Genomic DNA, 23858 nt, shown 5'->3' on the forward strand with positions numbered 1-23858 from the left:
GTCCGCCTACTGGAGGGCGGGTACCGTCCGCGGCCTGACCACGGCCCACAGGAACACCACGGCGAAGCCGATGCAGACCGCCATCACCAGTGCCATCGGCGTGGCCGATTCGATGCCGTCGCCGAGCAGGCCCACGAGCGGAGAGATCACTCCGGCCAGGCCGAAGGTGACGGCTCCGAGCAGGGACGCGGCGGTGCCGGCCTGCGCGCCGTTGTTGATCAGCGCGAGCACCTGGACGCAGGGGAAGATGAAGCCCGTGGCCATGATGTAGAACCAGAGCGGCACGGCCGTTCCCCAGAACCCCAGGCCCATCTGGTCGAAGGCGACGATCAGCGATGCCATGACCACCTGCACGGCCGTGGCCCCCGCGATCACCCACTGCGGTCCGAGCCTCCGCAGCAGCCGGGCGCTGACCTGGACGGCGGCCACGATCCCGAGGCTGTTCACGGCGAACAACCAGCCGTACTGCTGTTCGTCGAGCCCGTAGACGTCCTGGAAGAGGAACGGCGACGCCGACAGGTAGGAGAAGAGCCCGGAGAAGTTCATCCCGCCGACCAGCAGGACCCCGATGAACACGCGGTCCCCGAGGACGATCCGGTAGCGCTGCACCACCGTCACCTCGGACTTCCGCCGGTTCTCGGCCGGCAGGGTCTCGATGATGAAGAGCACCACGCCGACGATCACGAGGATCCCGTAGCAGGCCAGGAACCAGAAGATGCCCGGCCAGGGGAACAGCAGCAGGAGCTGTGAGCCGATCACGGGGGCGAGGATCGGGGCCATGCCGTTGACCAGGGCCATGTAGGACAGCATGCGCACGAGCGTGTACCCGCCGAAGAGATCACGCACCATCGCCATCGCCACCACACCGCCGCCCGCGGCCCCGATCCCCTGGAGGACACGGAAGAGCATGAGCATGCTGACGTCCTCGGACGACGCCGCCCCGATCGAGGCACCGACGTGCAGGATCGTCGCGAGGATCAGCGGGACCCGACGACCGATCGCGTCGCTCAGCGGGCCGATGAGGAGCTGACCGCCCGCGAAGCCGATGATCGTGCCGGTGAGCGTGAGCTGGATGGCCGCCTCGGTCACGCCGAAGTCGGCCTGCAGCGCGGGGAACGCGGGCAGGTAGAGGTCGATGGTGAAGGGGGCGAGCGCGGTCAGCGTCCCGAGGATGAAGACGTAGCGGATCTTCTCGCTGCGGGAGAGGGTGTCGCCCGGATGAAGGGTTGTGCTCACGGTGGTACCTCACGATGACGGGATGTACTGCGAGGAGTCGGGGCGGAAGGCCCGGCTCCTGCGGCCCGGCGACGATGGCGGAGCGGCTCGCGCGGCAGCAGCGTCCACGGGCGGAACGGTTGCTGAGGCGAATCAATGACACCACCATCCTAGGGGCCGCGGAAGCTCTACGGGCCCGCGGGAGGAGCCGGAACGCGACCCGTCCATCGGCGTAGGGTGAAGCGACAGGCCACGAGCAGGGAGAGCGCGTCATGACGGACCGGCACACGGATCGGGACACCGAGGGGCAGACGGAGCGGGAGACCCCGCAGTCACCGAAACACATGGCGAGGGTCATCGCGATCACCGTCGCGGCCGCCGTCGGCGGTCTGCTGTTCGGGTTCGACACCGCCGTGATCAACGGGGCCGTGGACTCCATCCAGGCCGACTTCGAGCTCAGCCCGAGCGTGCTCGGCTTCACGGTCGCCATCACGCTGCTCGGGTGCGCGGCCGGCGCTTGGTTCGCAGGAGGTCTCGCCGACCGCTGGGGACGCAAGAAGGTGATGGTGGCCGCGGCCATCCTGTTCGCCGTGAACTCCGCGGGCTCCGCCTACGCCTTCTCCGAGTGGGATCTCATGGCGTGGCGCCTCGTGGGAGGGCTCGCGATCGGCATCGCGTCCGTGATCGTCCCCGGGTACATCGCCGAGATCGCCCCGACGAAGTGGCGGGGGGCGCTGGGCTCGGTCCAGCAGCTGGCCATCACGGTGGGTATCTTCGCCGCCCTGCTCTCGGACGCCTCGCTGGCGAGCGCCGCCGGGGGAGCAGGCAACGAGTTCTGGTGGGGTCTCTCCGCCTGGCGGTGGATGCTGCTCGTCGGGGTGATCCCCGCCGTCGTCTACGGCGTGCTGGCGCTGATCATCCCCGAGTCGCCGCAGTTCCTCGTGCGGGCGGGCAGGGACGACGACGCCGCCCGCGTCCTGTCGCGCGTCACCGGCGTGAGCGACACGTCCGGCAAGATCGACCAGATCCGCCAGAGCTTCGAGCGTGAGGACAGGGCGAGCTACCGCGACCTGCGGGGACCCGCGTTCGGTCTGCAGCCCATCCTCTGGATCGGCATGGCGATCGCGGCCCTGCAGCAGCTCGTGGGCATCAACGCGATCTTCTACTACTCCACGACGCTGTGGCAGTCGGTGGGGTTCAGCGAGAGCGATTCCTTCACCACGTCGGTCATCACGTCCGTGATCAACGTGAGCATGACGTTCGTGGCCATCTTCTTCGTGGACCGCGTGGGTCGCCGGAGGCTGCTGCTCATCGGTTCGGTCGGTATGACGGTGGGACTGCTCGCCGCGACGGTCTCCTTCCTGCAGGCCGAAGGCACGGGTGAGGAGATCACCCTGCCGGGAGTCTGGGGCCCGGTCGCGCTGGTCGGCGCCAATCTCTTCGTGATCTTCTTCGCCGCGACCTGGGGGCCCGTCATGTGGGTCACGCTCGGCGAGATGTTCCCCAACCGGATCAGGTCCATCGCCCTGGGCGTCGCCACGATGGTCAACTGGGTCTTCAATTTCATCGTCACCCTCACCTTCCCGTGGGTCAGCGAGAACCTGGGTCTGTGGATCATGTACGCGGCGTTCACGGTCTTCGCCGTCCTGTCCTTCGTGTTCGTCCGGACCAAGCTGCCCGAGTTTAACGGCAAGGACCTCGAGGACAACGCGGAGCTGACGCACGCATGATGCTCGGCCGGACGTGTTCGGCCGGGTAGCCATACAACACATTCCCGCTGCGGGTGGCCGGGACGGCGGCCCGGAGCACGCGCCGGGCGGGTTCCGGGTCCGGTGGTAATTTTGGTTCAGCCAATGTCCAGCAACACCTTCAGAACGGAGCCAGGGCCTATGAACAGCTCGGCCACTACGCGCGGCAAGCGGTCCACGGGCTCGCTCTCACTCTTCGGGCTGATCAAGCTCCTCGCGCGTCTGACGCCGCGGCAGGTGAGCGACGAAGTGTCGATCGCCATCGGTCAGATGAAGCAGAAGGGCATCAAGGCCGGGATCGCCGTCGCCTTCCTGGCGGTCGCGCTCGTCTTCGTGCTGTTCTTCGCCGTCGCGCTGGTCGTCGCGGCGATCATGGGTCTCGCGGAGGTCATGCCGGCTTGGCTCGCCGCGCTCCTGGTGGCGCTGTTCTTCCTCGTCGTGGGGGGAGTGCTCGCCCTCATCGGGGTGTCACGCCTCAAGAAGCAGCTCCCGCTGGTCCCGCAGGACGCGATCCGCGGCCTGCGCTACGACCTCGGCGTGCTGAAGGAGGGCCGCAGCTTCGACCCCGCGACCCTGGACGTGAAGAAGCCCAAGGACGAGAAGGACGGCAAGGGCGAGAAGGACGGCAAGGACACCACGCCGAAGGAGCCCACGCCCTCCTACGAGGAGCTGCGGAGCCGCTCGGGCGAGCGCCGCACGCACATCGCGGAGGCCCGCGACTCGCTCGGAGCCCGCGCGGACATCAAGGCGCGGCTCGGCAAAGCCAGGCACCGTTCCGGCGACCAGACGTCGAGCAAGGGCTCGGGCACGGGCTCGCAGACCCGCGCCGGCGTGAGCGGGAAGAACGCCGATCCGGGCGCCACGAGGCCCGCGGCTGTCGCCGTGCGCCGCGACGTCCCGCACAACACGACTCTCGCGGATCGGTGGAAGCCGCTGAGCGTGCTGGCCGCGTCGGTCGCCGCGATGCTGGTCATGCTCCGCCGTCTGCTCACCAAGTAGTTCCGCACACTCCACGGCCGTTCACCGGCGATCACGACGGCTCGCTGCCGCCGGGGTCGCCGGAGAGCGGCCGTTCGCTGTGCATAATGGCAGGGAGAGGCTCGGTGATGGGGAATGAGGTCAGGCGCGCAGCCGGACGGTGACGCCGTCCTCGCGACAGCGTGGACCCTGCCGAACCTGATCACGGTCATCCGCTTCCTCGGGGTCCCGCTCTTCGTGTGGTTCATCACCCAGCAGAGGTACGGAGCAGCGGTGATCACGCTCGTGGTCGTCGGCTCGACGGACTGGGTCGACGGCTGGCTCGCCCGACGGCTCCACCAGGTCTCGGTCGTCGGCAAGTGGCTCGATCCCGTGGCCGACCGCACCGCGCTGATCGTCATCGCCGTCACGTTCGTGGTAGACGGCATCACGCCGGCCTGGTTCGTGTGGACCATCGTCATCCCCGATGTGATCCTCATCGTGAACGCGCTCGTCCTCTTCCGTGGACCACTGCATCTGCCGGTCATCACCGTGGGGAAGATCCGGACGGCTCTCCTCCTCGTCGGCGCACCCCTCCTCCTGCTGTACCGCGTGGACGGGTTCGCCCAGGAGTGGATCCTCGTCACCGCGCAGGGGCTGTTGGCCGCGGGCTGCGCGCTCCACCTCGTCGCCTTCGTCCTCTACTTCAGGGCGGCGCACCACAAGTACAGGCTGGAGCAGGCCGAGCAGCAGTCGTGCCCCTCCTAGCCATCGTCCTGGCGCTCCTCGGTGCCGTCTTCCTGGCGTTCGGAGCGCAGCGGCAGGGCAGTGCCGTCCGTGCCAACACCGGCGGCCTGAACCTCAGCTCGTCGGGCTTCAGCAGGCTCCTCGTCAACCCCCGCTGGCTGTTCGGTCTCGTGCTCCTCGGCGCGGGCATGGCCCTGAACGTCGTGGCGCTCACCCTCGCCAGCCTCACCGTGGTGCAGCCCATCGGCGCCGTCGCGCTGGTCATCACCACCGTCGTGAACGCCCGTGATCAGGGCATCCGCATCAATCGGCCCACCGTCGCGGCCATCACGGCGTGCGTCACGGGCAGCGCCCTCTTCGTGTTGCTCGCCGTCACGGTCACCCGGGAGAACCATGCCATCGACCCGGCGCAGGAGCTGTCCGTGGTGCTGCTCGTCGGGGCCGCCGTCGCGCTGTTCGGCTCGCTCGCGGTGATGGGCAGGCACCGCCTCAACGCCTTCGCCTACATCCTGGGCGCCGGGGTGCTGTTCGGTTTCGTCGCCGTCCTGACCAAGATCACGGCGGGGCACCTGCTGGACCCGAACGGCCGGTTCCTACTCAACGTGCCCGTCCTCACCGTCGTCGCCCTGGTGGCGGCTGCCGCACTCGGCGCGTGGTTCGTGCAGAGCGCCTACGCCACGGGCCCACCGGACCTCGTCATCGCCGGGCTCACCGTCATCGACCCCATGATCGGGATCGCCGTGGGCATCGTCATCCTGGACGAACTGCAACCGGATGTCCGGACCGTCACGGCCCTGGGCATGGGGGCAGCGGCCCTCGTTGCTATCGTGGGGGTCGTCGCGCTGTCACGCCACCACCCCGATGTGGTCAAGCGTCAGCGGTGACGCCGACCGGCACCCCGAGTGCCAGCACACCGACGTAGGGGATCCACGCGTGAGTTACCCGGCTGATACCAAGCCTCTGACCATCCTGATCGCCGCCGACACCTACCCGCCCAATGTGAATGGCGCGGCGCAGTTCGGCTACCGCCTGGCGAAGGGCATGGCCGGCCGCGGCCACGACGTGCACGTGCTCGCTCCGAGGCCCTCGAACGGCAGGAGCTACACCGAGGCCGACGGCGACTGGACGGTGCACCGGCTCAGGTCCCACAGCGTGCCGACCCACGACTACTGGCGCATCTGCTACCCCTGGGAGATCCGGCGCGACATCAGTCTGCTGTTCGACCACGTTCAACCCGACGTCGTCCACATCCAGTGCCACTACATGGTGGGCGAGTACACGCTCTACGAGGCGGTCAAGCGGGGCATCCGCGTGGTCGCCACCAACCACTTCATGCCGGAGAACCTGAATCCGTTCCTGCCGTTCCCGGAGTGGTTCAAGCGCATCATCGCGAAGAACTCGTGGAAGGACATGGGCAAGGTGATGGGCAAGGCCGCCGCCGTGACCACTCCCACGCCGCTGGCCGCGAAGGCGATGCACGACCACGCGTTCCTGACGGAGGTACTGCCGGTCTCCAACGGGATCGACGCCTCGGCGTACGAGGTCCGGCCCGGCGAGACGGTCGTGCCGCACGACCACCCCACCGTCCTGTTCGTGGGCAGGCTCGCGGAGGAGAAGCACGTCGACGTCCTGATCGACGCCGTCGCCCGGACGCCCGAGCACCTCGACGTGCACCTGGAGATCGTCGGCGGCGGTGAGGTCAAACCCGCACTGCAGGCGCAGGCCGCGCGGCTGGGTATCAGCCACCGCGTGAGGTTCCGCGGGTTGATCGACGACGACGAACTGCGGCTGAGCTACATCCGCGCCTCCCTGTTCTGCCAGCCCGGCACCGCTGAACTGCAGTCACTCGTCACGCTCGAGGCGATGTCCGCCTCGACACCCGTGGTGCTCGCTGACGCGATGGCCCTGCCGCACCTGGTCGACGACGGGAAGAACGGGTACCTCTTCACCCCGGGCGACGCCGACGGTCTCGGTCGCCGCATCACGGAGATCCTCGGTTCCTCCCCGGAGCAGCAGCAGCGAATGGGCGCGGCCAGCCGGGATCTCGTCCGTGCGCACGACATCGGGACCACCCTCGCGACCTTCGAGGCGCTGTACTACGGAACACTGCGCGCGGGCGCGGCGACGTCGGCCGCGGGTGGTCACGTCGACGTCCCGGGTGCGGTCGCCGGCCCGGAACGAGGCGGAGCGGTCCGCATACAATAGGACTCGCGCCGAGCGGGACGGTCCGGTCACCGGGCGGTGCGGGGGAGCTCGGGTCTCCCCGAGGGGCTGTAGCTCAGCTGGTTAGAGCAGCGGACTCATAATCCGTTTGTCCTGGGTTCAAGCCCCAGCAGCCCTACGGACGGTCGGATCACATCATCGAGGACGGCGCTTCCCGCGATCGGGAGGCGCCGTCCTCGCTGTGTGTGGTGCCCTCGTGCCGCTGGCGCGCTAAGTTACCGGCGGGTAACATAGCTCTCGCGTCGACGACGGCGCACCCGTCAGGCGTCCGCCTGGCCGAGCACTAGTCCTGGTCGCCGATGACCGGAGTGAGGCCGTACCGATGAGCAAGACACCGATCGACATCGACAACCTTCCCTATGCCGACGGCGACTTCTACGCGTTCGAGGAGCTGCTGACCGACAAGGAGCGCTCCCGGCTCGAGGAGGTGCGTTCCTGGCTCACGCGCGAGGTCCGCCCGCACGCCGTCGAGTGGTGGAACCAGGGTGCGTTCCCGCAGGAGCTCATCCCCAGGATCGCCGAGCTGGATCCGGTCAGCCCCGTGTACCGCCAGGGCTACTCGAACCTCTTCGCGGGCATCGTCCACGCCGAGTTCAGCCGCGCGGACACCTCCATCGCCACGTTCATGGGAGTGCACGACGGTCTCTTCACGGGGTCGATCGAGGCGCTCGCCTCCCCGGAGCAGCAGCAGGAATGGCTCCCGGACGTCTATGCGATGCGGAAGATCGGCGCCTTCGGGCTCACCGAGCCCCTCGGGGGATCGGATGTGGCCGGCGGTACCCGCACCACGGCCCGCCGCGACGGGAACACCTGGATCCTCAACGGCGCGAAGCGGTGGATCGGTAATGCCACCTTCTCGGACTGGGTCGTCATCTTCGCCCGGGACGTGGCGGACAACCAGGTCAAGGGCTTCATGGTGGACACCTCCTCGGAGGGTTTCTCGGCGACGAAGATCGAGAACAAGATCGCCCTGCGCATCGTCGAGAACGCGGACATCGTCCTCGAGAACGTCGTGGTGCCGGACGACCATCACCTGAAGGGTGCGAACAGCTTCCGCGACACCAACAAGGTCTTGAAGGTCACGCGACTGGCTGTCGGGTGGCAGGCCGTGGGCCAGCAGATGGCGGCGTTCGACGTCGCGCGGCGCTACGCCGTGGAGCGCGAGCAGTTCGGCCGGCCGATCGCGAGCTTCCAGCTCGTACAGCAGCAGCTCGTGCAGATCCTCGGCAACGCGATGAGCTCGATGGGCATGATGGTGCGGCTGTCCCAGCTCGAGGACGCGGGCAAGGCGAAGGACGAGCAGTCCGCGCTCGCTAAGGCGTTCACCACCGCGCGCATGCGCGAGAGCGTCGCCGCGGGACGCAACATCCTCGGAGGCAACGGGATCGTCACCGACTACGAGATGGCGAAGATCTTCTCGGACGCCGAGGCCATCTACTCCTACGAGGGAACGCAGGAGATCAACACCCTCGTGGTGGGGCGTTCCATCACGGGCATCGCCGCGTTCGTCTGATCCGGAGCGCGTCCGCGACGCACCGGATGACGCATCGGACGACGTCGGAGCAGATGACGTATCGGATGACACAGCGGATGACGTATCGGATGACGTCGGAGTAGGGGTCCCTGGGCGCCGCGCGATGCCCGGCTCAGGGCTCGAGGGGCAGGAGGACCGACGGCCTCCTGTCCGTCACGAAGCCGAGCGGATCGACGTACTCGCCGTCCTCCCGCACTCCCCAGTGGAGGCATCGGGACGGGCAGTGGAAGAGGCCGGACGTGCCGGGAGCATCGGCGAGGACGGCGACCACCTGACCCTCGCGCACCTGCTGTCCCTTGACGAGGTCCGTCCGCACCGGTTCGAAGCTGCTGACGCGACCGCCGCCGTGGTCGATCGACAGCACGCCCCGGTCCACCACGGTGCCCGCGAATGAGACGACGCCGTCCGCGGGGCTGAGTACGCCGCCGCCGGGCGATCCGGCCGGTGCCGCGAGGTCGACGCCGCGGTGGCCGCGCTGCCACGGGCGCGGCGGCTTCTCGAAGGGCCTCAGCACCCGGGGAGCGGGTGCCAAGGGCCAGGACCACTCGGCGACGAACGGCGAAGCTGCGGATGTCCGAGCCGCCCCTCCCGTCTCGACGCCGTGCGCGCCCTGCACCCCGGACGTGCCCAGCAGGGCGAGCGTCAGGAGGAAGACGGCGGGCAGTGCCGGCGTCGGGCGTGGTCGCGGGGGAGGGGCCATGGCACCACGATGCCGTGGACCGCGCGTGGACAACGGCTCGCCCGCCCCTATGTGGACAATCCCCTGCCCGCCCCTCGGTGGACACTCCCTGGGCCGGCGGAAGGGCCGGCGAAAGGGCTCTCGGGAGGCCTTTCGGGCGCGCCGCCGGTAGGTGTCAGGAGCCCCGGCCCGACCCCGCCGCTGTAGTACACTTGTGCGAGCAGTCTGCTGCTCCCATGCCCTCGTGCCCTCGGCACGCGTGCGACCGGGAAGAAGCAACTGACTACGCGTATCCATGGTTCGGCCCCCTCGAGGGTCCGAGGATCCGCCCCGCGGTCCGGCGTCGTCCGGTGGGGGTGGGTGTCCTGATGGACGAACGGGTACCAGGAATGTGCCGCCCGCCCTGGGCGGCGCGAAGACAACCGTCAACAAGCACCGGCGGCGCCCTGCGCAGGAGCCGATGCTGAGGAAAGGCATGACATGCCAGTAGTAACAATGCGCCAGCTGCTCGACAGCGGCGTCCACTTCGGTCACCAGACCCGCCGCTGGAACCCGAAGATGAAGCGTTTCATCTTCACCGAGCGCAACGGCATCTACATCATCGACCTGCAGCAGTCGCTGGGCTACATCGACCGCGCGTACGAGTTCGTGAAGGCCACCGTGGCACACGGCGGCACCGTCCTCTTCGTCGGTACGAAGAAGCAGGCCCAGGAAGCGATCGCCGACCAGGCCGCCCGCGTCGGCCAGCCCTACGTCAACCAGCGTTGGCTCGGCGGTATGCTCACCAACTTCCAGACGGTCTCCAAGCGCATCCAGCGCATGAAGGAGCTCGAGGAGATCGACTTCGACGACGTCGCCGGGTCGGGCCACACGAAGAAGGAGCTCCTGCTCATGCGGCGTGAGCTCACCAAGCTCCAGACCAACCTCGGTGGCATCCGCAACCTGACCAAGGCTCCCTCGGTCGTGTGGGTCGTGGACACGAAGAAGGAACACCTCGCCATCGACGAGGCCAAGAAGCTCAACATCCCTGTGGTCGCGATCCTCGACACCAACTGCGACCCGGACGAGGTCGACTTCCCGATCCCGGGTAACGACGACGCCATCCGCGCCGTCAACCTGCTGACCCGCGTGATCGCCGACGCCGTGGCCGAAGGCCTCATGGAGCGTCACAACCGCTCGGGCAACAACAACGACGCCGCGGCCGCCGAGCCGATGGCCGAGTGGGAGCGCGAGCTGCTGCAGGGCAACGCGGACGCCGAGCCCGACGCCGCCCCCGCCGCCGAGGCCGCAGCACCCGAGGCTGCTCCCGAGGCCCCCGCGGCCGACGAAGCACCCGCCGGTCTGCAGGCCCCGATCGCCGAGGAAGTCCCCGAGGCAGTCGCTCCCGCAACGGAAGCCGCAGCCGACACCAAGTAGTACCCGTGCGTGAGGGGTGTGGGTATCCCACGCCCCTCTCGCATGTTCCACACGTGTTCATCGCGTGAGACTTGCTCCGAGGGCTGCGCCCTGCGGATGCTACTGGTAGATCATCAACGACTGAGGAGTTCGTATGGCAAATTTCACTGCCGCTGACATCAAGGCCCTGCGCGACCGCACGGGCGCGGGCATGATGGACGTCAAGAAGGCGCTCGACGAGGCCGACGGCAATGCCGACAAGGCACTCGAGCTCATCCGCATCAAGGGCCTGAAGGGCGCCACCAAGCGTGAAGGCCGCTCGACGGCCGAGGGCCTGGTCGCCGCGCGCGTCGAGGGTTCCGTGGGCGTCATGGTCGAGGTCAACTGCGAGACCGACTTCGTGGCCAAGGCCGGACCCTTCATCGACTTCTCGAACAAGGTCCTCGGTGCGGCCATCGAGTCCGGCGCGAGCGACGTCCAGACGCTCCTCGCGTTCGAGCTCGACGGCAAGCCCGTCTCCGAGCACGTCATCGAGGCCGGTGCCCTGCTGGGCGAGAAGGTCGACGTCCGCCGCATCGCCCGTGTCGAGGGTCAGATCGTTGACGCCTACCTCCACAAGACGTCGAAGGACCTCCCCGCCCAGGTCGGCGTGCTGTTCGCCGTCGAAGGTTCGGGTGACGCCGCCGTCGAGGCCACGCACGACATCGCCGTGCACATCGCCGCGTACTCGCCCACGTACCTGACGCGCGAGGACGTCCCCGCCGAGCTCGTCGAGTCCGAGCGCCGGATCGCCGACGAGACCGCACGCGCCGAGGGCAAGCCCGAGCAGGCACTGACGAAGATCGTCGAGGGTCGTCTGACCGGCTTCTTCAAGGAGGGCGTCCTCGTGGACCAGGCCTTCGCGAAGGACGCCAAGAAGTCCGTCGCCGCGGTGCTCTCCGAGGCGAACGCCACGGCAACCGCGTTCGCCCGTTTCCGGGTCGGCGCCTGATCGTCCACTGATCACCCTCTGATCACACGGCGACCGGCACGGCCGGTCGACGCACCACCAGGAAAGGGCGGCCGCCGTCGAGGAGGCCGCCCTTTCCCGTGCCCGCGGCCCGGCACGTATCCTGAGACGGATCCGTCCCAGCGCCGATGCGCAGCAGACAGCACCCCACCCACACGCAACCGGCCGTTCGACCACGAGCGGCGAACAGCCCTACGCCCGGGAGGCACCCCCCATGGACACCACCGAAGCACCGACGGGCGGCACACCCACACGGCGCCGCGTGCTCCTCAAACTGTCCGGGGAGGTCTTCGGCGGCGGCAAGCTCGGCGTCGATCCTGAGACCGTCCGGGGCGTGGCCCGGCAGATCGCCGAGACCGTCGACGAGGTCGAGGTGGCGATCGTGGTGGGTGGCGGCAACTTCTTCCGCGGCGCCGAGCTGTCGCAGAGCGGCATGGACCGCTCGCGCGCGGACTACATGGGGATGCTCGGGACGGTCATGAACTGCCTCGCGCTCCAGGACTTCCTCGAGCAGGCGGGCGTCGAGACGCGCGTGCAGAGCGCCATCACCATGGGGCAGGTCGCGGAGGCGTACATCCCGCGGCGGGCCATCCGCCACCTCGAGAAGGGCCGTGTGGTGATCTTCGGAGCCGGTGCCGGCCTGCCGTACTTCTCCACCGACACCGTCGCGGCGCAGCGTGCCCTCGAGGTCCACGCGGACGAGGTCCTGATGGCCAAGAGCGGAGTGGACGGCGTCTACACGGCGGACCCACACAAGGACCCGACGGCGCAGAAACTGGACACCCTCTCCTATGACGAGGCCCTGCGTCGCGACATCCGCGTGATGGACCAGACGGCCATGACCATGTGCAAGGACAACGACCTCACGATGGTGGTCTTCGGCATGGAGGGCGAGGGGAACGTCACCCGCGCCATCCGAGGCGAAAGGCTCGGAACGCTCGTCACGGCCTAGCGGCTGCACGCCGACTCGGCAACGGAAGGCCGCGGCCCCCGGGTGGGGACGCGGCATTGAACTAGGATTGTCCACTGGACCGGTTGCCTGTCAACCGACTGCGGAGCGAAGGAGACATTGTGATCGAAGAGACCTTGCTGGAAGCCACCGACAAGATGGACAAGGCCGTGGAGGTTGCAAAGGACGATTTCGCGACGGTCCGCACCGGCCGAGCGAACGCCGCGATGTTCTCGAAGGTCGTGGTGATGTACTACGGCGCCCCGACGCCGCTGCAGCAGCTCGCCTCCTTCCAGAACCCCGAGGCCCGCACGCTGCTCATCACCCCCTTCGACCGTGCCTCGCTGAACGACATCGAGAAGGCCCTGCGCGACTCCGACCTCGGGGCGAACCCGTCGAACGACGGCAATGTCATCCGCGTGGTGCTGCCCGAGCTGACGCAGGAGCGCCGCAAGGAGTACGTGAAGCTGGTCCGGACGAAGGCGGAGGACGCCAAGGTGTCCGTCCGCAACGTCCGCCGCAAGGCGAAGGACGGCATCGACAAGGCCGTGAAGGACGGCGATGCAGGTGAGGACGAGGGGTCGCGGGCCGAGAAGGAACTGGACGCCCTCACGAAGTCCCGCGTCGACCTGATCGACGAGCTGCTGAAGCGCAAGGAAACCGAGCTGCTCGAGGTCTGATGGCTGACTCCGATCCTCCCGGCCCGGGCAGGGGGACCCTCGTGTCGCGACTGCCCGGCCGGCGTCGGCCCGGGGCGCCGTCGCGTGCGGGCCGGGACCTGCCGGCGGCGTTCGGCGTCGGAGCCGCCCTGCTGATCCCCGTCCTCGCCGGGCTGCTGTTCTTCCCTGTCGTCTTCGTGGCGATGGTGACCCTCTTCGGGGCCGTGGGCGCCTGGGAGCTGTGCCGGGCGCTCGAGCTCCGCCGTATCCACGTTCCCCTGCCGCCGGTGATGGCGGGCTCCCTGGCGCTGCCGTTCTCCGCCTACCTCCACGGACCGGAGGGATTGGCCGCGGCGACGGTGTGCGCGGTGCTGGTCCTGTTCGTCTGGCGCACGCTCGACCCGGCGCCGGATGCCGCGAAGAGTCTTGCGGCCGGCTGCTTCGCGATGCTCTGGGTGCCGTTCATGCTGAGCTTCGCGATGCTGCTCATGCGCGCGGACGGCGGCTACCTCGTCATCGCCACGCTCCTCCTCCTCGTCGTCGCGAACGACACCTTCGGCTACCTCATCGGCGCGTTCTTCGGGAAACACCCCATGGCCCCGAAGATCAGCCCCAAGAAGTCCTGGGAAGGGTTCGGCGGCTCGATCGGCGGCGCCTTCGTGGTCGGGGGTCTCTGCGCCGTCCTGCTGCTGGACCAGCCCCTGTGGCTGGGTCTCGCCCTCGCCGTCGCCATCGTGGCGTCCGCAACGGCCGGCGATCTCGCCGAGTCGATGATCAAGCGGGAACTCGGCGTCAAGGACATGGGCACCATGCTGCCGGGGCACGGCGGCATCATGGACCGCCTCGATTCCATCGTCTTCGCCTCCCCGGTGGCCTATCTCCTGTCCGCTACATTGATACCGGGATTGCTGTAGCCGCACGTCGGCCGGCGTCCTTCGGGGGACGACCCACTCCCGCTCGGTCTCAGCAGGGTTCGGCAGAAGGATCTCGACAATGGATGTGGCTCGCCCCGGCAGCTCCCCGTTCGCCCGTGTGGGGCGCCGGGCCTACGGCTACAACACCCGGCAGGTCGACCGCTTCCTCACCAAGGCCCGGGAGCACTACAACGCCGAGCACGTCACGGCCTCGATCACGAGCAACGACGTGCGCGCGATGTCCTTCGACCCGGCCAGGGGCGGCTACGAACCGCAGGCGGTCGACGCTGCCCTGGACCGCCTCGAGGACGTCTTCGCGCAGCGGGAACGCGATCATCTCATCAGCACGGAGGGCGAGGACGCCTGGCTGCGACGCATCGGCCGCACCGCCGCCGTGCTCCGGAACCGCCTCCACCGGCCGCCGGGCGAGCGGTTCAGGAGGCCGTCGAAGAAGCGGACGTCGAGCTACGACGTCGACGACGTCGACCGCCTCTGCGACGAGCTGCTGCAGTACCTCGAGCACGACCGGCCCATGAGCGTCGACGTGGTGCGCAGGGCCGTGTTCCGCGAGGCGCGGGGTGCGGACGGCTACGAGGAGAACCAGGTGGACGCCTTCCTCGACCGCGTCGTGGAGCTGATGGCCGGGATCGACTGACGCGGCGGTCGGACCACCCGGCGCGACCCAGCACGACCGTCACGATCAGCCACGCCCGGCACCTCCAGCGGCCGCGCGGCCAAAGGCACGCGCAGCGCCAGCAGCGCGACCGGGACGACTGTTGCTAGTGGCGCGCCTCGGGCGTGTGCAGGCGGGCGAGCACGCGCGACGCCGACGCCGGCCGCCGCCCCGCCGTCGCCCGTGAGACCAGGACCATGGTGACGAACGCGGTGGGGACGGTCCAGAGGGCCGGCTGGGCGAGCCACTCCCACGCCGTCTCGCTTCCCGGACCGAGCAGCGCGGTGACGAGGATCGCCCCGCCGCAGAGCACCGCCCCGGTGAGCATCCCGGCGATCGCCCCGGCGTCGGTCAGCCCACGCCACCAGATCCCGAGCACCAGCAGCGGGCAGATGGTCGATGCGGTGAAGGCGAACACCGAGCCTACGCTGCCGGCGAGGGCCAGGCTGTCGGTGAGCAGTGCGAACACCAGGGGCACGACGGCGGAGAGGAGTGCGGCGCGTCGGAACCCCCTGACGCTGCCACCGAAGAACTCCTGGCTGACCACCCCTGCGAGGGAGACCACGAGCCCGCTGGTGGTCGAGAGGAACGCGGCGAACGCGCCGGCGGTCACGAGGGCCGAGAGGATGTCGCCCGTCGCGCCGTCGAGGATCCGTCCCGGCAGCAGGAGCACGGTGGCGTCCGCCGCCCCGGCCGCGGCGAGCTCGGGCGTGTGGATGCGCCCCAGGATCCCGTACACCGTGGGGAACAGGTAGAAGACGCTGAGCAGACCGAGCACGATCACGGTGGTCCTGCGCGCCGAGGCGCCGTCCGGGTTGGTGTAGAAGCGCACCAGGACGTGCGGCAGTCCGAGCGTGCCGAACAGCAGCGCGATGACGAGGGAGATGGTGCCGTACAGCGAGGCGTCCGCGGCCGAGTCGAGATCCCGGGCGAAGGCGCTGCCGCCACCCGTGATCGGTCCGCCGTCCGCGCCGAGTCGCAGCAGGACGAACACCACCGGGACGGCGAGCGCCGTCAGCTTCAGCCAGTACTGGAAGGCCTGCACGAAGGTGATGGACCGCATGCCACCGGTCACGACGCTCAGCGACACCACGACGACGACGGCGACGGGGCCCACCCAGGCGGGGAGACCGGTGGTGATGGTGACCGTCAGGGCCGCCCCGTGCAGCTGCGGCACGATGTAGAGCCAGCCGACGACGACGACCAGCAGGCTCGTGACCCGGCGCACCAGCAGCGAGTCGAGGCGCGCCTGGGCGAAGTCGGGGATCGTGTAGGCGCCCGAGCGGCGCAGGGGAGCGGCGACGAAGAGCAGGAGCATGAGGTAGCCGGCGGTGTAGCCGATGGGGAACCAGAGGGCGTCCACTCCGGACACGAGGATCAGGCCCGCCACACCGAGGAAGCTCGCGGCGGAGAGGTACTCCCCGCCGATGGCCGACGCGTTCCACCAGGGGCGCACGGTGCGGGAGGCCACGTAGAAGTCGCCCGTGGTCCGTGAGACGCGCAGGCCGTAGATGCCGATCAGCACCGTGCTGAGGGCCACCAGGATCAGCGCGGTGTACCCGACGGCGGGGCTGAGCTGCAGGGCGGCGTCCCGGACGTCAGTCATCGTCCACCAGGTCCTGGAACCGGCGCTCGTTGCGGGTCGCGCTCCGAAGGTAGAGGACGGCGGAGCCGATGGCGAGCGGGTAGATGCCGAGGCCGAGCAGCAGCCAGGGCACGGGCACCGTCAGGATCGTGACGGTGTCGATGGCGGGGAACACCGCCAGGAGCACGGGGATGCCGATGAGGATCACGAGGAACCCCCCGGCCACCACGAGCGCCAGGCGGAGCTGCGAGCGGATCAGGGAGGTGACGAAGAGCTGGCCCACCTCGGACTGCTCGGCCATCTCCCGGGACACCGGGAACGAGGCGCCCGTCGCGCGGGCTGCCGCACGGGGAGCGGTCACGCGCACGCGGGGAGGCGGCGAGGCCGGCTGGTCGAGGGGCGCGGGGCTCGCGGGGGAGACTCCTCCATCCGGCGGATCGGACGACGGCACGGGGCGGACCGTCAGTGGCCGGGGCGCAGGCGCGTGGCTTCGAGCTTCTCGCGCACGTCCGAGAGGTGCCGGCGGCTCACGGGCAGCTCGGCGTCCCCGATGTACAGACTCGCGCGCCCGGCGCCGATGCGCACCTTGCGCACCTGATCCATCGCCACGAGGTAGGACCTGTGGGTCCGCAGGAACCCGGCGTCGGACCACTGGCGCTCGAGGTCGTTGAGCGGTATGCGGATGAGGTAGCTCGCCTCGGAGGTGTGGAGGCGGGCGTAGTCGCCCTGCGCCTGGACGTAGCGGACGTCGTCGCGCCTGATCATGCGGCTCACGCCGCCCTGGTCCACGGTGATGAGTTCGGGTGCCGCGGCGGCGCCGTCCATCAACTCCGAGATGCGGCGCACGGACTCCGCGAGGCGGTCGGTCCGCACGGGCTTCAGCAGGTAGTCGACGGCGCGGAGGTCGAAGGCCTCGAGCGCTCGGTCCTCGTCGGCGGTGACGAAGACGACGGCGGGGGGCCGGGGCTGCCCGGCGATCACGCGCGCGATGTCCAGACCTGACAGCGCGGGCATGTGGATGTCGAGGAACATCGCGTCCACGGGGTGCTGCTCGAGGAGGCGGAGGGCTTCGGCGCCACCGGACGCCCGGTGGATGGATCCGATGCGCGCGTCCCGGCGGAGGAGGAAGGCCAGTTCCTCGACGGCGGGTTGTTCGTCGTCGGCGACGATGACGTTGACCATGGGCCTACAGTACGTGGACCGCGCGCCTCAGGCCCGGTGATCGGGCTGAGACTTCGGCACCCTCAGGGTGATGAGGGTCCCTGCGCCCGGCGCGGTGTCGATGATGAGCCCGTGGTCGTCGCCGTAGACCTGACGGAGCCGCGAGTCGACGTTCCGCAACCCCACGTGCACCCCTTCCGTGTGGCCGGCGAGGACGGACCGCAGGTGGTCGGGGTCGATGCCCACGCCGTCGTCCTCGATGGTCACCTCGGCGTAGGGGCCGGCGTCGTGCGCGGTGATGGTGATGTTGCCGATGCCGTCCTTCGAGTCGAGGCCGTGCCGCACCGCGTTCTCGACGAGCGGCTGGAGGCTGAGGAAAGGGATCACGGTGCTGAGGACCTCCGGCCCGATCTCGAGGGTCACCGTGAGCCGGTCACCGAACCGCGCACGCTCCAGGAGCAGGTAGCGGTCGATGCTCCTCAATTCCTCGGCCACGGTGGTGAAGTCCCCGTGCCGGCGGAAGGAGTACCGGGTGAAGTCGGCGAACTCCACCACGAGATCGCGGGCCCGCTCGGGGTCCGTGTTGATGAAGGATGCGATGGCGTTGAGGGAGTTGTAGATGAAGTGGGGGCTGATCTGCGCGCGCAGTGCCCGGAGCTCGGCCTCGGCGAGGAGCCGGCGCGAGGAATCGAGCTCCGCCAGTTCCACCTGCGTGGACACCCAGCCCGCCAGCTCGTTGGTGGCACGCACGAGACCGGCGTCCACCACCGAGGTGAACGCGCCCACGGTGCCGACCACGCGGTTCTCGACCCGGACCGGGGAGACCACGCCCTCGCCGAGACCGGGCAGTCCGGCTGCGTCCAGCTGCTGCCGGCGGAGGATCTGCGTGCGCCCGCTCTCGAGGACCTGGCGGACGAGCGGCATGACGTCCGGTGGTGTCCCGCGGCCGCCCTCCCACGCCAGCACTCCGGCGTCGTCGCTGATCATGAGGACGTCGCAGCGCAGCAGGCCGCGGAGATGGCGGCTGGCCTTCGTGGCGCCCGCGGGGGTGAGGCCCTCGCGGAGGTGCTCGGAGGCGAGGGCCGCCGTGTGCAGGGTGGCGTAGGTGGCGCGGTCGGCGTCGGACCCGAGGTCGCGGTAGGAGCGGGAGAGGCGGAAACCCAGCGAGGCGACGACGGCGAGGGTGATCACCGCGACGGCGAACACCAGGGCGGTGTCGACGGCGGCGCTGAACATTGCTCAACACTAGCTCCCGGTTGCGGACCGGCCTCCCGCCGTCGCCCGCCCGGTGGGGGCCGGAGCCGACCCCTCCGGACGACGCCGCGCCTCGCCGCAGCGGGCCACCCGGGCGTCGCCGGCGCAGCAGGAGCCGGCCACGTGCGACCGTTCACCGCACTTCGCCGCTCGTTCACCGACGCGCCCGCGCGTGCTTCTGGTGGGCGCCGTCGTCGTCGCGCAGAGTGATGGCAGTCACACCGCCGTGCCTCCCTGTGCGGCGATGCCGCCGCCGTCGCGGCCCCGTGACCACCGAGACAGAGGAGAAACAATGGGTTCGCACCCGGTCGAGCCGTCCAGCGGCTCCGGTGCTGCCGTCGACTTCACGGAAGTCCAGCAGACCGAGCAGTTCAAGGAACTGCGCAAGCGCCACCGCAGCTTCGTCTTCCCCATGGCAGTGTTCTTCCTGCTCTGGTACTTCGCCTATGTGCTCCTGGCCGACTACGCCCACGAGTTCATGGCGACGCCCGTGTTCGGCAACATCAACATCGGCATCATCCTCGGACTGCTGCAGTTCGTCAGCACCTTCGCGATCACCATGTGGTACGTGAGCTACGCGAACAAGCGGCTCGACCCGATCGCCGCGAACCTCAGGCACGAGCTCGAGGAAGCGGCCCCCGATGTGTTCGTCGACCCGGCAGGTGGAAAGAAATGATCGGCATCACCCAGGGCGCCGTGCGCGTCCCGTCCCAGACGGCGGAGGTCACGACGGTCGGCTCGCCCGTCCTCAACATCGCCATCTTCGGCATCTTCGTGGCCATCACCCTCGTGATCGTGCTGCGGGCCAGCCGCAACAACAAGACGGCAGCCGACTACTACGCGGCCGGCCGCTCCTTCACGGGAGGCCAGAACGGCACGGCCATCGCGGGTGACTACCTCTCTGCGGCGTCCTTCCTCGGGATCGTGGGCGCCATCGCCATCAACGGGTACGACGGCTTCCTGTACTCCATCGGGTTCCTCGTCGCCTGGCTCGTGGCGCTGCTGCTCGTCGCGGAACTGCTGCGCAACACCGGCAAGTTCACCATGGCGGACGTGCTGTCCTTCCGCCTGAAGCAGCGACCGGTCCGCATCGCCGCAGCGATCACCACCCTGGCCGTGTGCTTCTTCTACCTGCTCGCTCAGATGGCCGGCGCCGGTGGCCTCGTGTCCCTGCTGCTGGGCATCAATGACCGCGTGGGGCAGTCCGTCGTCATCACCGTGGTGGGCGTGCTCATGATCATGTACGTGCTGATCGGCGGCATGAAGGGCACCACCTGGGTGCAGATCATCAAGGCCGTGCTGCTCATCGCGGGCGCATTCATCATGACGGTCTGGGTGCTCGCCAAGCACGGCTTCAACTTCTCGACGCTGCTCGGTGCGGCGATCGAGACCAGTGGCAACGCCGCGATCACGAGCCCGGGTCTGCAGTACGGCCTCAGCGCCATCACCCGCCTGGACTTCCTCTCGCTGGCGCTCGCCCTCGTGCTGGGAACCGCCGCCCTGCCGCACGTCCTCATGCGCTTCTACACCGTCCCGACGGCGAAGGAGGCCCGCCGCTCGGTGGTCTGGGCCATCTGGCTCATCGGTGCGTTCTACCTCTTCACCCTCGTGCTCGGCTACGGCGCCAGCGCACTGATCGGCCGGGACCGCATCCTCGCGGCTCCGGGCGGCGTCAACTCGGCGGCTCCGTTGCTGGCCTTCGAGCTCGGCGGCTCGGTGCTGCTCGGTCTCATCTCGGCCGTCGCGTTCGCCACCATCCTCGCGGTGGTCGCGGGCCTCACCATCACGGCCGCGGCGTCCTTCGCGCACGACATCTACGCCAGCGTGATCCGCAAGGACCGCGTGGACCCGGACGGCGAGGTCAAGGTGGCCCGCCGCACGGTGGTCGTCATCGGGCTGCTCTCGATCCTCGGCGGCATCGGCGCCCAGGGCCAGAACGTCGCGTTCCTCGTGGCGCTCGCCTTCGCGGTCGCAGCCAGCGCCAACCTGCCGACCATCCTCTACTCGCTGTTCTGGAGGAAGTTCAACACGCAGGGCGCCATCTGGAGCATGTACGGCGGCCTCGGCTCGGCGATCCTCCTCATCGCCCTCTCGCCCGTGGTCTCGGGCGGCGAGCGCTCCATGATCCCCACCGCGGACTTCTCCCTGTTCCCGCTGAGCAACCCGGGCATCGTCTCGATCCCGCTGGCCTTCTTCCTGGGCTGGCTCGGAACGGTGCTCTCGAAGACCACGGAGGACCCGATGAAGCAGGCCGAGATGGAGGTGCGGTCCCTCACGGGCGTCGGAGCCGAGAAGGCCACCGACCACTGACGACGTGCTGCCCCGCGTGACGAGGCCGTCCCACCGAGCGGTGGGGCGGCCTCGTCCGTTCCCGTGAGAACGGCACGCGGCGCGTCGGACAGGGCACCTCCGGAAGCAGAACGAAAACCCAGTAGCACTCGGTTTTTCTGTAGGCTGGGTCACATCGACCATCACCGACGTGACGAGGGAGTCATCATGGGAAGACCTTCAGCAGGTTCCGGCGGACAAGGACGCCGACCGATCGCACTCGTGACCGCGGGGGTGATGCTCGCGACGATCCTCGCCACCGGGACTCCCGCCTCGGCCGGACCGCCGGCGAAGCCCCGCCAGCCGATCCTGGACAGTCGATCGGCGGACATCCTCCGGGTGGACGGGCGAACCTTCCGCGACCTCGACGGGGACGGCGGGCTCACGCCCTACGAGGACTGGCGCCGCTCGCCGGAGGACAGGGCCCGCGACCTCGTAGGCCGCCTGTCGCTCGAGCAGAAGGCCGGGCAGCTGATGCACGCGTCGCTGTCCGGGCAGGGTGCCTACGACCGCGCAGCCTTCCAGCGGCTCCTCTCGGAGCGTCACATCACGACCTTCATCTCCCGCCTGGGGGCCGGCGCGGGGACGCTCGCCGAGGAGCACAACAGCCTGCAGGAACTCGCCGAGGCGGAGCCCTTCGGCATCCCGCTGAAGATCAGCACGGACCCGCGCAACGGTTTCACCGTCACGGAGGGCCAGACCGTCTCGAACGGGGACTTCACGCCCTTCCCCGACCCGATCGGCATGGGAGCTGCAGGGCGGCCCGATGCCACTCGAGCCATGGCCGACATCATCCGCGAGGAGTACCGCGCCGTCGGGATCCACGAGGCACTGTCGCCGCAGGCCGACCTCGCCACCGAGCCCCGGTGGACGAGGATCAACGGTACGTTCGGCTCGACCGGCGAGGCGGTCGGAGAGCACGTGCAGGCGTACGTCGAGGGCATGCAGGGCGGCCCGGAGGGGTTGTCACCCGATGGGGTGGCGACGGTCGTGAAGCACTGGGTGGGCTACGGGGCGCAGGTGAACGGCTACGACAGCCACTACTACTACGGCCGGTACGCCGCCTTCCCCGGCGGCAATTTCGAGGAGCACCTCACGCCGTACGAAGGGGCCTTCGACGCCGGAGCGGCGGGCATCATGCCCACCTACTCGATCCTCCAGGACCTCGAGCGGAACGGGACGGCGCTGGAACAGGTGGGCGCGAACCACAACGAATACCTCCTCCAGGACGTGCTCCGCGGCGAATACGGCTTCGAGGGAGTCATCACCTCCGACTGGGGGATCGCCAACGACTGCCCGGCGTCGTGCCTCGCCCTCAGGCCACCGCTCTCCTTCGTCGGCGCGCACGGCGCGGGGATGCCGTGGGGCGTCGAGAGCCTCACCCTCCCGGAACGCTACGCGAGCGCCATCAGCGCCGGTGTGGACATCATCGGTGGAAGCGACAAGCCCCAGTACGTGATCGAGGCCGTGCGCACGGGGCTCCTTTCCGAGGACCGGGTGAACGAGGCCGCGCGACGTGTGCTGACGCAGAAGTTCGAGCTCGGACTCTTCGAGAACCCGTACGTGGATGTCCGCGCCGCCGAACGCACCGTCGGCAGCGCCCGGTCGCAGAGGGCCGGTGAGGCCGCCCAGCGGGCGAGTCTCACACTCCTCGAGAACGACGCCGTGCTGCCGCTGTCACGGAAGGACGTACGGAAGCTCTATCTTCAGGGCATCGACGCGGACGCCGCCCGGGAAGCGGGTTTCACGCCGGTGGACACCGTGGAGGAGGCCGACGCCGCCGTGATCCGGATCTCCGATCCGAGGGGCGGGCCCGATCTCACCGACCTCGATGTCGGCGGCGACGATCCCGGGTACCAGGCCCTCCTGGCGGCGTCGAACGCCGGCATCCCGGCCATCGCCGTCCCGAACCTCTCGAGGCCGCTCGTCCTCGCTGACGTCGTCGAGCATGCCGACGCGGTCCTCGCGGACTACGGCGTAGCGGACGCTGTTCTCGTGGACGTGCTGCGCGGTCGCGGTGAGCCAGGCGGGCACCTGCCGTTCGAACTGCCGTCGTCGATGGCCGAGGTGGAGGCGCAGTTGCCCGACGTCCCGGATGACACCGCCGCGCCTCTCTTCCCCGCGGGTTTCGGGCTCACCTACGACCGCGCGGGTCGCTGAGGGGGGGGGGCGGCTCCCGGAGTCGGCGCCCGGGGAGGAATCAGGGCGCCGGCTGCGGACCCCGCGCGAGCAGCGGCTCCACCCGGAAGGGGATGAGCTCGCCCATCGCCAGCGAGGTGTCGCAGCGCTCCACGCCGTCGCAGCTGAGGATCTTGCCGTTGATGCGGAAGAGGTCCTCGGCGTCCACCGCGACCACACGCACCAGGATGTCCGCCTGCCCCGTGAGCCCGAACGCCTCGATCACCTCCGGCACGGCTGCGATGCTCTCGGTGATGGCGGCCAGCTTCTGCTGCTGCACGTGGACGTGGATGAACGCGGTGAGCGGATAGCCGAGCGCCGCGGTACTCACGCGGCGCTCGAAGGAGAGGAAGACGCCCTTCTTCTCGAGCTGCGCCATCCTCGCCTGCACGGTGTTGCGCGAGAGTCCGAGCTTCTGGGCCAGGGCCACGACGGTGCGTCGGGGATCCTTCGCCATCGCCTGCAGCAGGCGGGTGTCCGTGAGGTCGAGGTCAGGGGAGCGCATACTGCGCAACGCTAACACGGGCAGTCGCGGCCTGATCGAGCAGGATGCTCAGTGCGGGACAAAACGGTTGTGCGACCTGCGCGCTGTGAGTAGGGTCACAGTCACTCCGGGTGATGGCGCCCGGACGTCCACGGAGGCGCTCGAC

General features: G+C 69.2%; 22 protein-coding genes and 1 tRNA gene. 16 read left to right on the forward strand and 7 right to left on the reverse strand.

What is annotated here, in order from left to right; translation table 11 throughout:
- Positions 1–6 precede the first annotated feature (6 nt).
- Positions 7–1236: a multidrug effflux MFS transporter gene (locus AC4D12_RS14730; RefSeq protein WP_490950705.1), complete on the reverse strand. Its 1230-nt coding sequence runs from the start codon at positions 1234–1236 to the stop codon at positions 7–9.
- A gap of 251 nt (positions 1237–1487) precedes the next feature.
- On the opposite strand from AC4D12_RS14730, the gene AC4D12_RS14735 reads away from it, so the two are divergent.
- The 7 genes from AC4D12_RS14735 (at position 1488) to AC4D12_RS14765 (ending at position 8403) form a co-directional block, all read left to right on the forward strand.
- Entirely contained in the window at positions 1488–2945 is a 1458-nt protein-coding gene (locus AC4D12_RS14735) for a sugar porter family MFS transporter (RefSeq protein WP_490950706.1), read from the forward strand.
- A 159-nt stretch (positions 2946–3104) separates the two neighbouring features.
- On the forward strand, positions 3105–3962 hold the full coding sequence (locus tag AC4D12_RS14740) for a phage holin family protein (RefSeq protein WP_490950707.1): 858 nt from the start codon (positions 3105–3107) through the stop codon (positions 3960–3962).
- Between the two features lie 114 nt (positions 3963–4076).
- The gene (locus AC4D12_RS14745) at positions 4077–4688 is read left to right on the forward strand and encodes a CDP-alcohol phosphatidyltransferase family protein (protein WP_490950708.1); all 612 of its coding nucleotides are present in this window, start codon (positions 4077–4079) and stop codon (positions 4686–4688) included.
- Complete coding sequence (locus AC4D12_RS14750; protein ID WP_490950709.1) at positions 4676–5551, forward strand: DMT family transporter; 876 nt, start codon at positions 4676–4678, stop codon at positions 5549–5551. The genes AC4D12_RS14745 and AC4D12_RS14750 overlap by 13 nt, the downstream gene beginning before the upstream one ends.
- A gap of 49 nt (positions 5552–5600) precedes the next feature.
- Entirely contained in the window at positions 5601–6872 is a 1272-nt protein-coding gene (locus tag AC4D12_RS14755) for a glycosyltransferase (RefSeq protein WP_490950710.1), read from the forward strand.
- A 62-nt stretch (positions 6873–6934) separates the two neighbouring features.
- Positions 6935–7008 (forward strand) — tRNA-Ile (locus AC4D12_RS14760).
- A 204-nt stretch (positions 7009–7212) separates the two neighbouring features.
- Positions 7213–8403 carry an acyl-CoA dehydrogenase family protein gene (locus AC4D12_RS14765; protein ID WP_490950711.1) on the forward strand — a complete coding sequence of 397 codons (1191 nt, stop codon included), beginning with the start codon at positions 7213–7215 and terminating at the stop codon, positions 8401–8403.
- A gap of 133 nt (positions 8404–8536) precedes the next feature.
- Here AC4D12_RS14765 and AC4D12_RS14770 read toward each other — a convergent pair whose 3' ends face one another.
- A complete protein-coding gene (locus tag AC4D12_RS14770; protein WP_490950712.1) occupies positions 8537–9124 on the reverse strand; it encodes a murein hydrolase activator EnvC family protein in 588 nt (195 codons plus the stop codon).
- Between the two features lie 459 nt (positions 9125–9583).
- On the opposite strand from AC4D12_RS14770, the gene rpsB reads away from it, so the two are divergent.
- From rpsB to AC4D12_RS14800, 6 genes are all read left to right on the forward strand, one after another.
- Positions 9584–10519, forward strand: a complete 936-nt coding sequence (gene rpsB / locus AC4D12_RS14775; protein ID WP_490950713.1) for a 30S ribosomal protein S2 — start codon at positions 9584–9586, stop codon at positions 10517–10519.
- 133 nt (positions 10520–10652) lie between these two features.
- Positions 10653–11489 (forward strand): translation elongation factor Ts, encoded by an 837-nt coding sequence (tsf, locus tag AC4D12_RS14780; protein ID WP_490950714.1) that lies wholly within the window; start codon positions 10653–10655, stop codon positions 11487–11489.
- 232 nt (positions 11490–11721) lie between these two features.
- Positions 11722–12459, forward strand: a complete 738-nt coding sequence (gene pyrH, locus AC4D12_RS14785) for a UMP kinase (RefSeq protein ID WP_490950715.1) — start codon at positions 11722–11724, stop codon at positions 12457–12459.
- 119 nt (positions 12460–12578) lie between these two features.
- Positions 12579–13136 (forward strand): ribosome recycling factor, encoded by a 558-nt coding sequence (gene frr / locus AC4D12_RS14790; RefSeq protein ID WP_490950716.1) that lies wholly within the window; start codon positions 12579–12581, stop codon positions 13134–13136.
- On the forward strand, positions 13136–14029 hold the full coding sequence (locus tag AC4D12_RS14795; protein WP_490950717.1) for a phosphatidate cytidylyltransferase: 894 nt from the start codon (positions 13136–13138) through the stop codon (positions 14027–14029). Before frr ends, AC4D12_RS14795 begins: the two co-directional genes overlap by 1 nt.
- 79 nt (positions 14030–14108) lie before the next feature.
- Positions 14109–14684 carry a DivIVA domain-containing protein gene (locus AC4D12_RS14800; RefSeq protein WP_490950718.1) on the forward strand — a complete coding sequence of 192 codons (576 nt, stop codon included), beginning with the start codon at positions 14109–14111 and terminating at the stop codon, positions 14682–14684.
- Between the two features lie 124 nt (positions 14685–14808).
- On the opposite strand, the gene AC4D12_RS14805 is transcribed toward AC4D12_RS14800, so the two are convergent.
- The 4 genes from AC4D12_RS14805 to AC4D12_RS14820 form a co-directional block, all read right to left on the reverse strand.
- Complete coding sequence (locus AC4D12_RS14805) at positions 14809–16308, reverse strand: sodium/solute symporter (RefSeq protein WP_490950719.1); 1500 nt, start codon at positions 16306–16308, stop codon at positions 14809–14811.
- Positions 16301–16648: a DUF485 domain-containing protein gene (locus AC4D12_RS14810; protein WP_490950720.1), complete on the reverse strand. Its 348-nt coding sequence runs from the start codon at positions 16646–16648 to the stop codon at positions 16301–16303. Before AC4D12_RS14810 ends, AC4D12_RS14805 begins: the two co-directional genes overlap by 8 nt.
- 101 nt (positions 16649–16749) lie before the next feature.
- Positions 16750–17469 carry a LytR/AlgR family response regulator transcription factor gene (locus AC4D12_RS14815; RefSeq protein WP_490950721.1) on the reverse strand — a complete coding sequence of 240 codons (720 nt, stop codon included), beginning with the start codon at positions 17467–17469 and terminating at the stop codon, positions 16750–16752.
- Between the two features lie 27 nt (positions 17470–17496).
- A complete protein-coding gene (locus AC4D12_RS14820) occupies positions 17497–18684 on the reverse strand; it encodes a histidine kinase (protein WP_490950722.1) in 1188 nt (395 codons plus the stop codon).
- A gap of 310 nt (positions 18685–18994) precedes the next feature.
- Between AC4D12_RS14820 and AC4D12_RS14825 the strand changes: the two genes are divergently transcribed.
- From AC4D12_RS14825 to AC4D12_RS14835, 3 genes are all read left to right on the forward strand, one after another.
- The gene (locus AC4D12_RS14825; RefSeq protein ID WP_490950723.1) at positions 18995–19378 is read left to right on the forward strand and encodes a DUF485 domain-containing protein; all 384 of its coding nucleotides are present in this window, start codon (positions 18995–18997) and stop codon (positions 19376–19378) included.
- Complete coding sequence (locus tag AC4D12_RS14830) at positions 19375–21012, forward strand: solute symporter family protein (RefSeq protein ID WP_490950724.1); 1638 nt, start codon at positions 19375–19377, stop codon at positions 21010–21012. The genes AC4D12_RS14825 and AC4D12_RS14830 overlap by 4 nt, the downstream gene beginning before the upstream one ends.
- Positions 21013–21198: 186 nt before the next feature.
- Positions 21199–23190: a glycoside hydrolase family 3 protein gene (locus tag AC4D12_RS14835; RefSeq protein WP_490950725.1), complete on the forward strand. Its 1992-nt coding sequence runs from the start codon at positions 21199–21201 to the stop codon at positions 23188–23190.
- Between the two features lie 40 nt (positions 23191–23230).
- Here AC4D12_RS14835 and AC4D12_RS14840 read toward each other — a convergent pair whose 3' ends face one another.
- Positions 23231–23713 (reverse strand): Lrp/AsnC family transcriptional regulator, encoded by a 483-nt coding sequence (locus tag AC4D12_RS14840; protein WP_490950726.1) that lies wholly within the window; start codon positions 23711–23713, stop codon positions 23231–23233.
- Between the last annotated feature and the right edge of the window lie 145 nt (positions 23714–23858).

The organism is Arthrobacter sp. TJ-266 (assembly GCF_058269115.1).

Coding starts and splice junctions, on each gene's coding strand:
- AC4D12_RS14830 (WP_490950724.1), top strand. CDS start 19,375: ATGATCGGCATCACCCAGGGCGCCGTGCGCGTCCCGTCCCAGACGGCG.
- AC4D12_RS14815 (WP_490950721.1), bottom strand. CDS start 17,469: ATGGTCAACGTCATCGTCGCCGACGACGAACAACCCGCCGTCGAGGAA.
- AC4D12_RS14765 (WP_490950711.1), top strand. CDS start 7,213: ATGAGCAAGACACCGATCGACATCGACAACCTTCCCTATGCCGACGGC.
- pyrH (WP_490950715.1), top strand. CDS start 11,722: ATGGACACCACCGAAGCACCGACGGGCGGCACACCCACACGGCGCCGC.
- rpsB (WP_490950713.1), top strand. CDS start 9,584: ATGCCAGTAGTAACAATGCGCCAGCTGCTCGACAGCGGCGTCCACTTC.
- AC4D12_RS14800 (WP_490950718.1), top strand. CDS start 14,109: ATGGATGTGGCTCGCCCCGGCAGCTCCCCGTTCGCCCGTGTGGGGCGC.
- tsf (WP_490950714.1), top strand. CDS start 10,653: ATGGCAAATTTCACTGCCGCTGACATCAAGGCCCTGCGCGACCGCACG.
- AC4D12_RS14840 (WP_490950726.1), bottom strand. CDS start 23,713: ATGCGCTCCCCTGACCTCGACCTCACGGACACCCGCCTGCTGCAGGCG.
- AC4D12_RS14835 (WP_490950725.1), top strand. CDS start 21,199: ATGGGAAGACCTTCAGCAGGTTCCGGCGGACAAGGACGCCGACCGATC.
- AC4D12_RS14745 (WP_490950708.1), top strand. CDS start 4,077: ATGAGGTCAGGCGCGCAGCCGGACGGTGACGCCGTCCTCGCGACAGCG.
- AC4D12_RS14825 (WP_490950723.1), top strand. CDS start 18,995: ATGGGTTCGCACCCGGTCGAGCCGTCCAGCGGCTCCGGTGCTGCCGTC.
- AC4D12_RS14735 (WP_490950706.1), top strand. CDS start 1,488: ATGACGGACCGGCACACGGATCGGGACACCGAGGGGCAGACGGAGCGG.
- AC4D12_RS14805 (WP_490950719.1), bottom strand. CDS start 16,308: ATGACTGACGTCCGGGACGCCGCCCTGCAGCTCAGCCCCGCCGTCGGG.
- AC4D12_RS14740 (WP_490950707.1), top strand. CDS start 3,105: ATGAACAGCTCGGCCACTACGCGCGGCAAGCGGTCCACGGGCTCGCTC.
- AC4D12_RS14770 (WP_490950712.1), bottom strand. CDS start 9,124: ATGGCCCCTCCCCCGCGACCACGCCCGACGCCGGCACTGCCCGCCGTC.
- AC4D12_RS14795 (WP_490950717.1), top strand. CDS start 13,136: ATGGCTGACTCCGATCCTCCCGGCCCGGGCAGGGGGACCCTCGTGTCG.
- AC4D12_RS14820 (WP_490950722.1), bottom strand. CDS start 18,684: ATGTTCAGCGCCGCCGTCGACACCGCCCTGGTGTTCGCCGTCGCGGTG.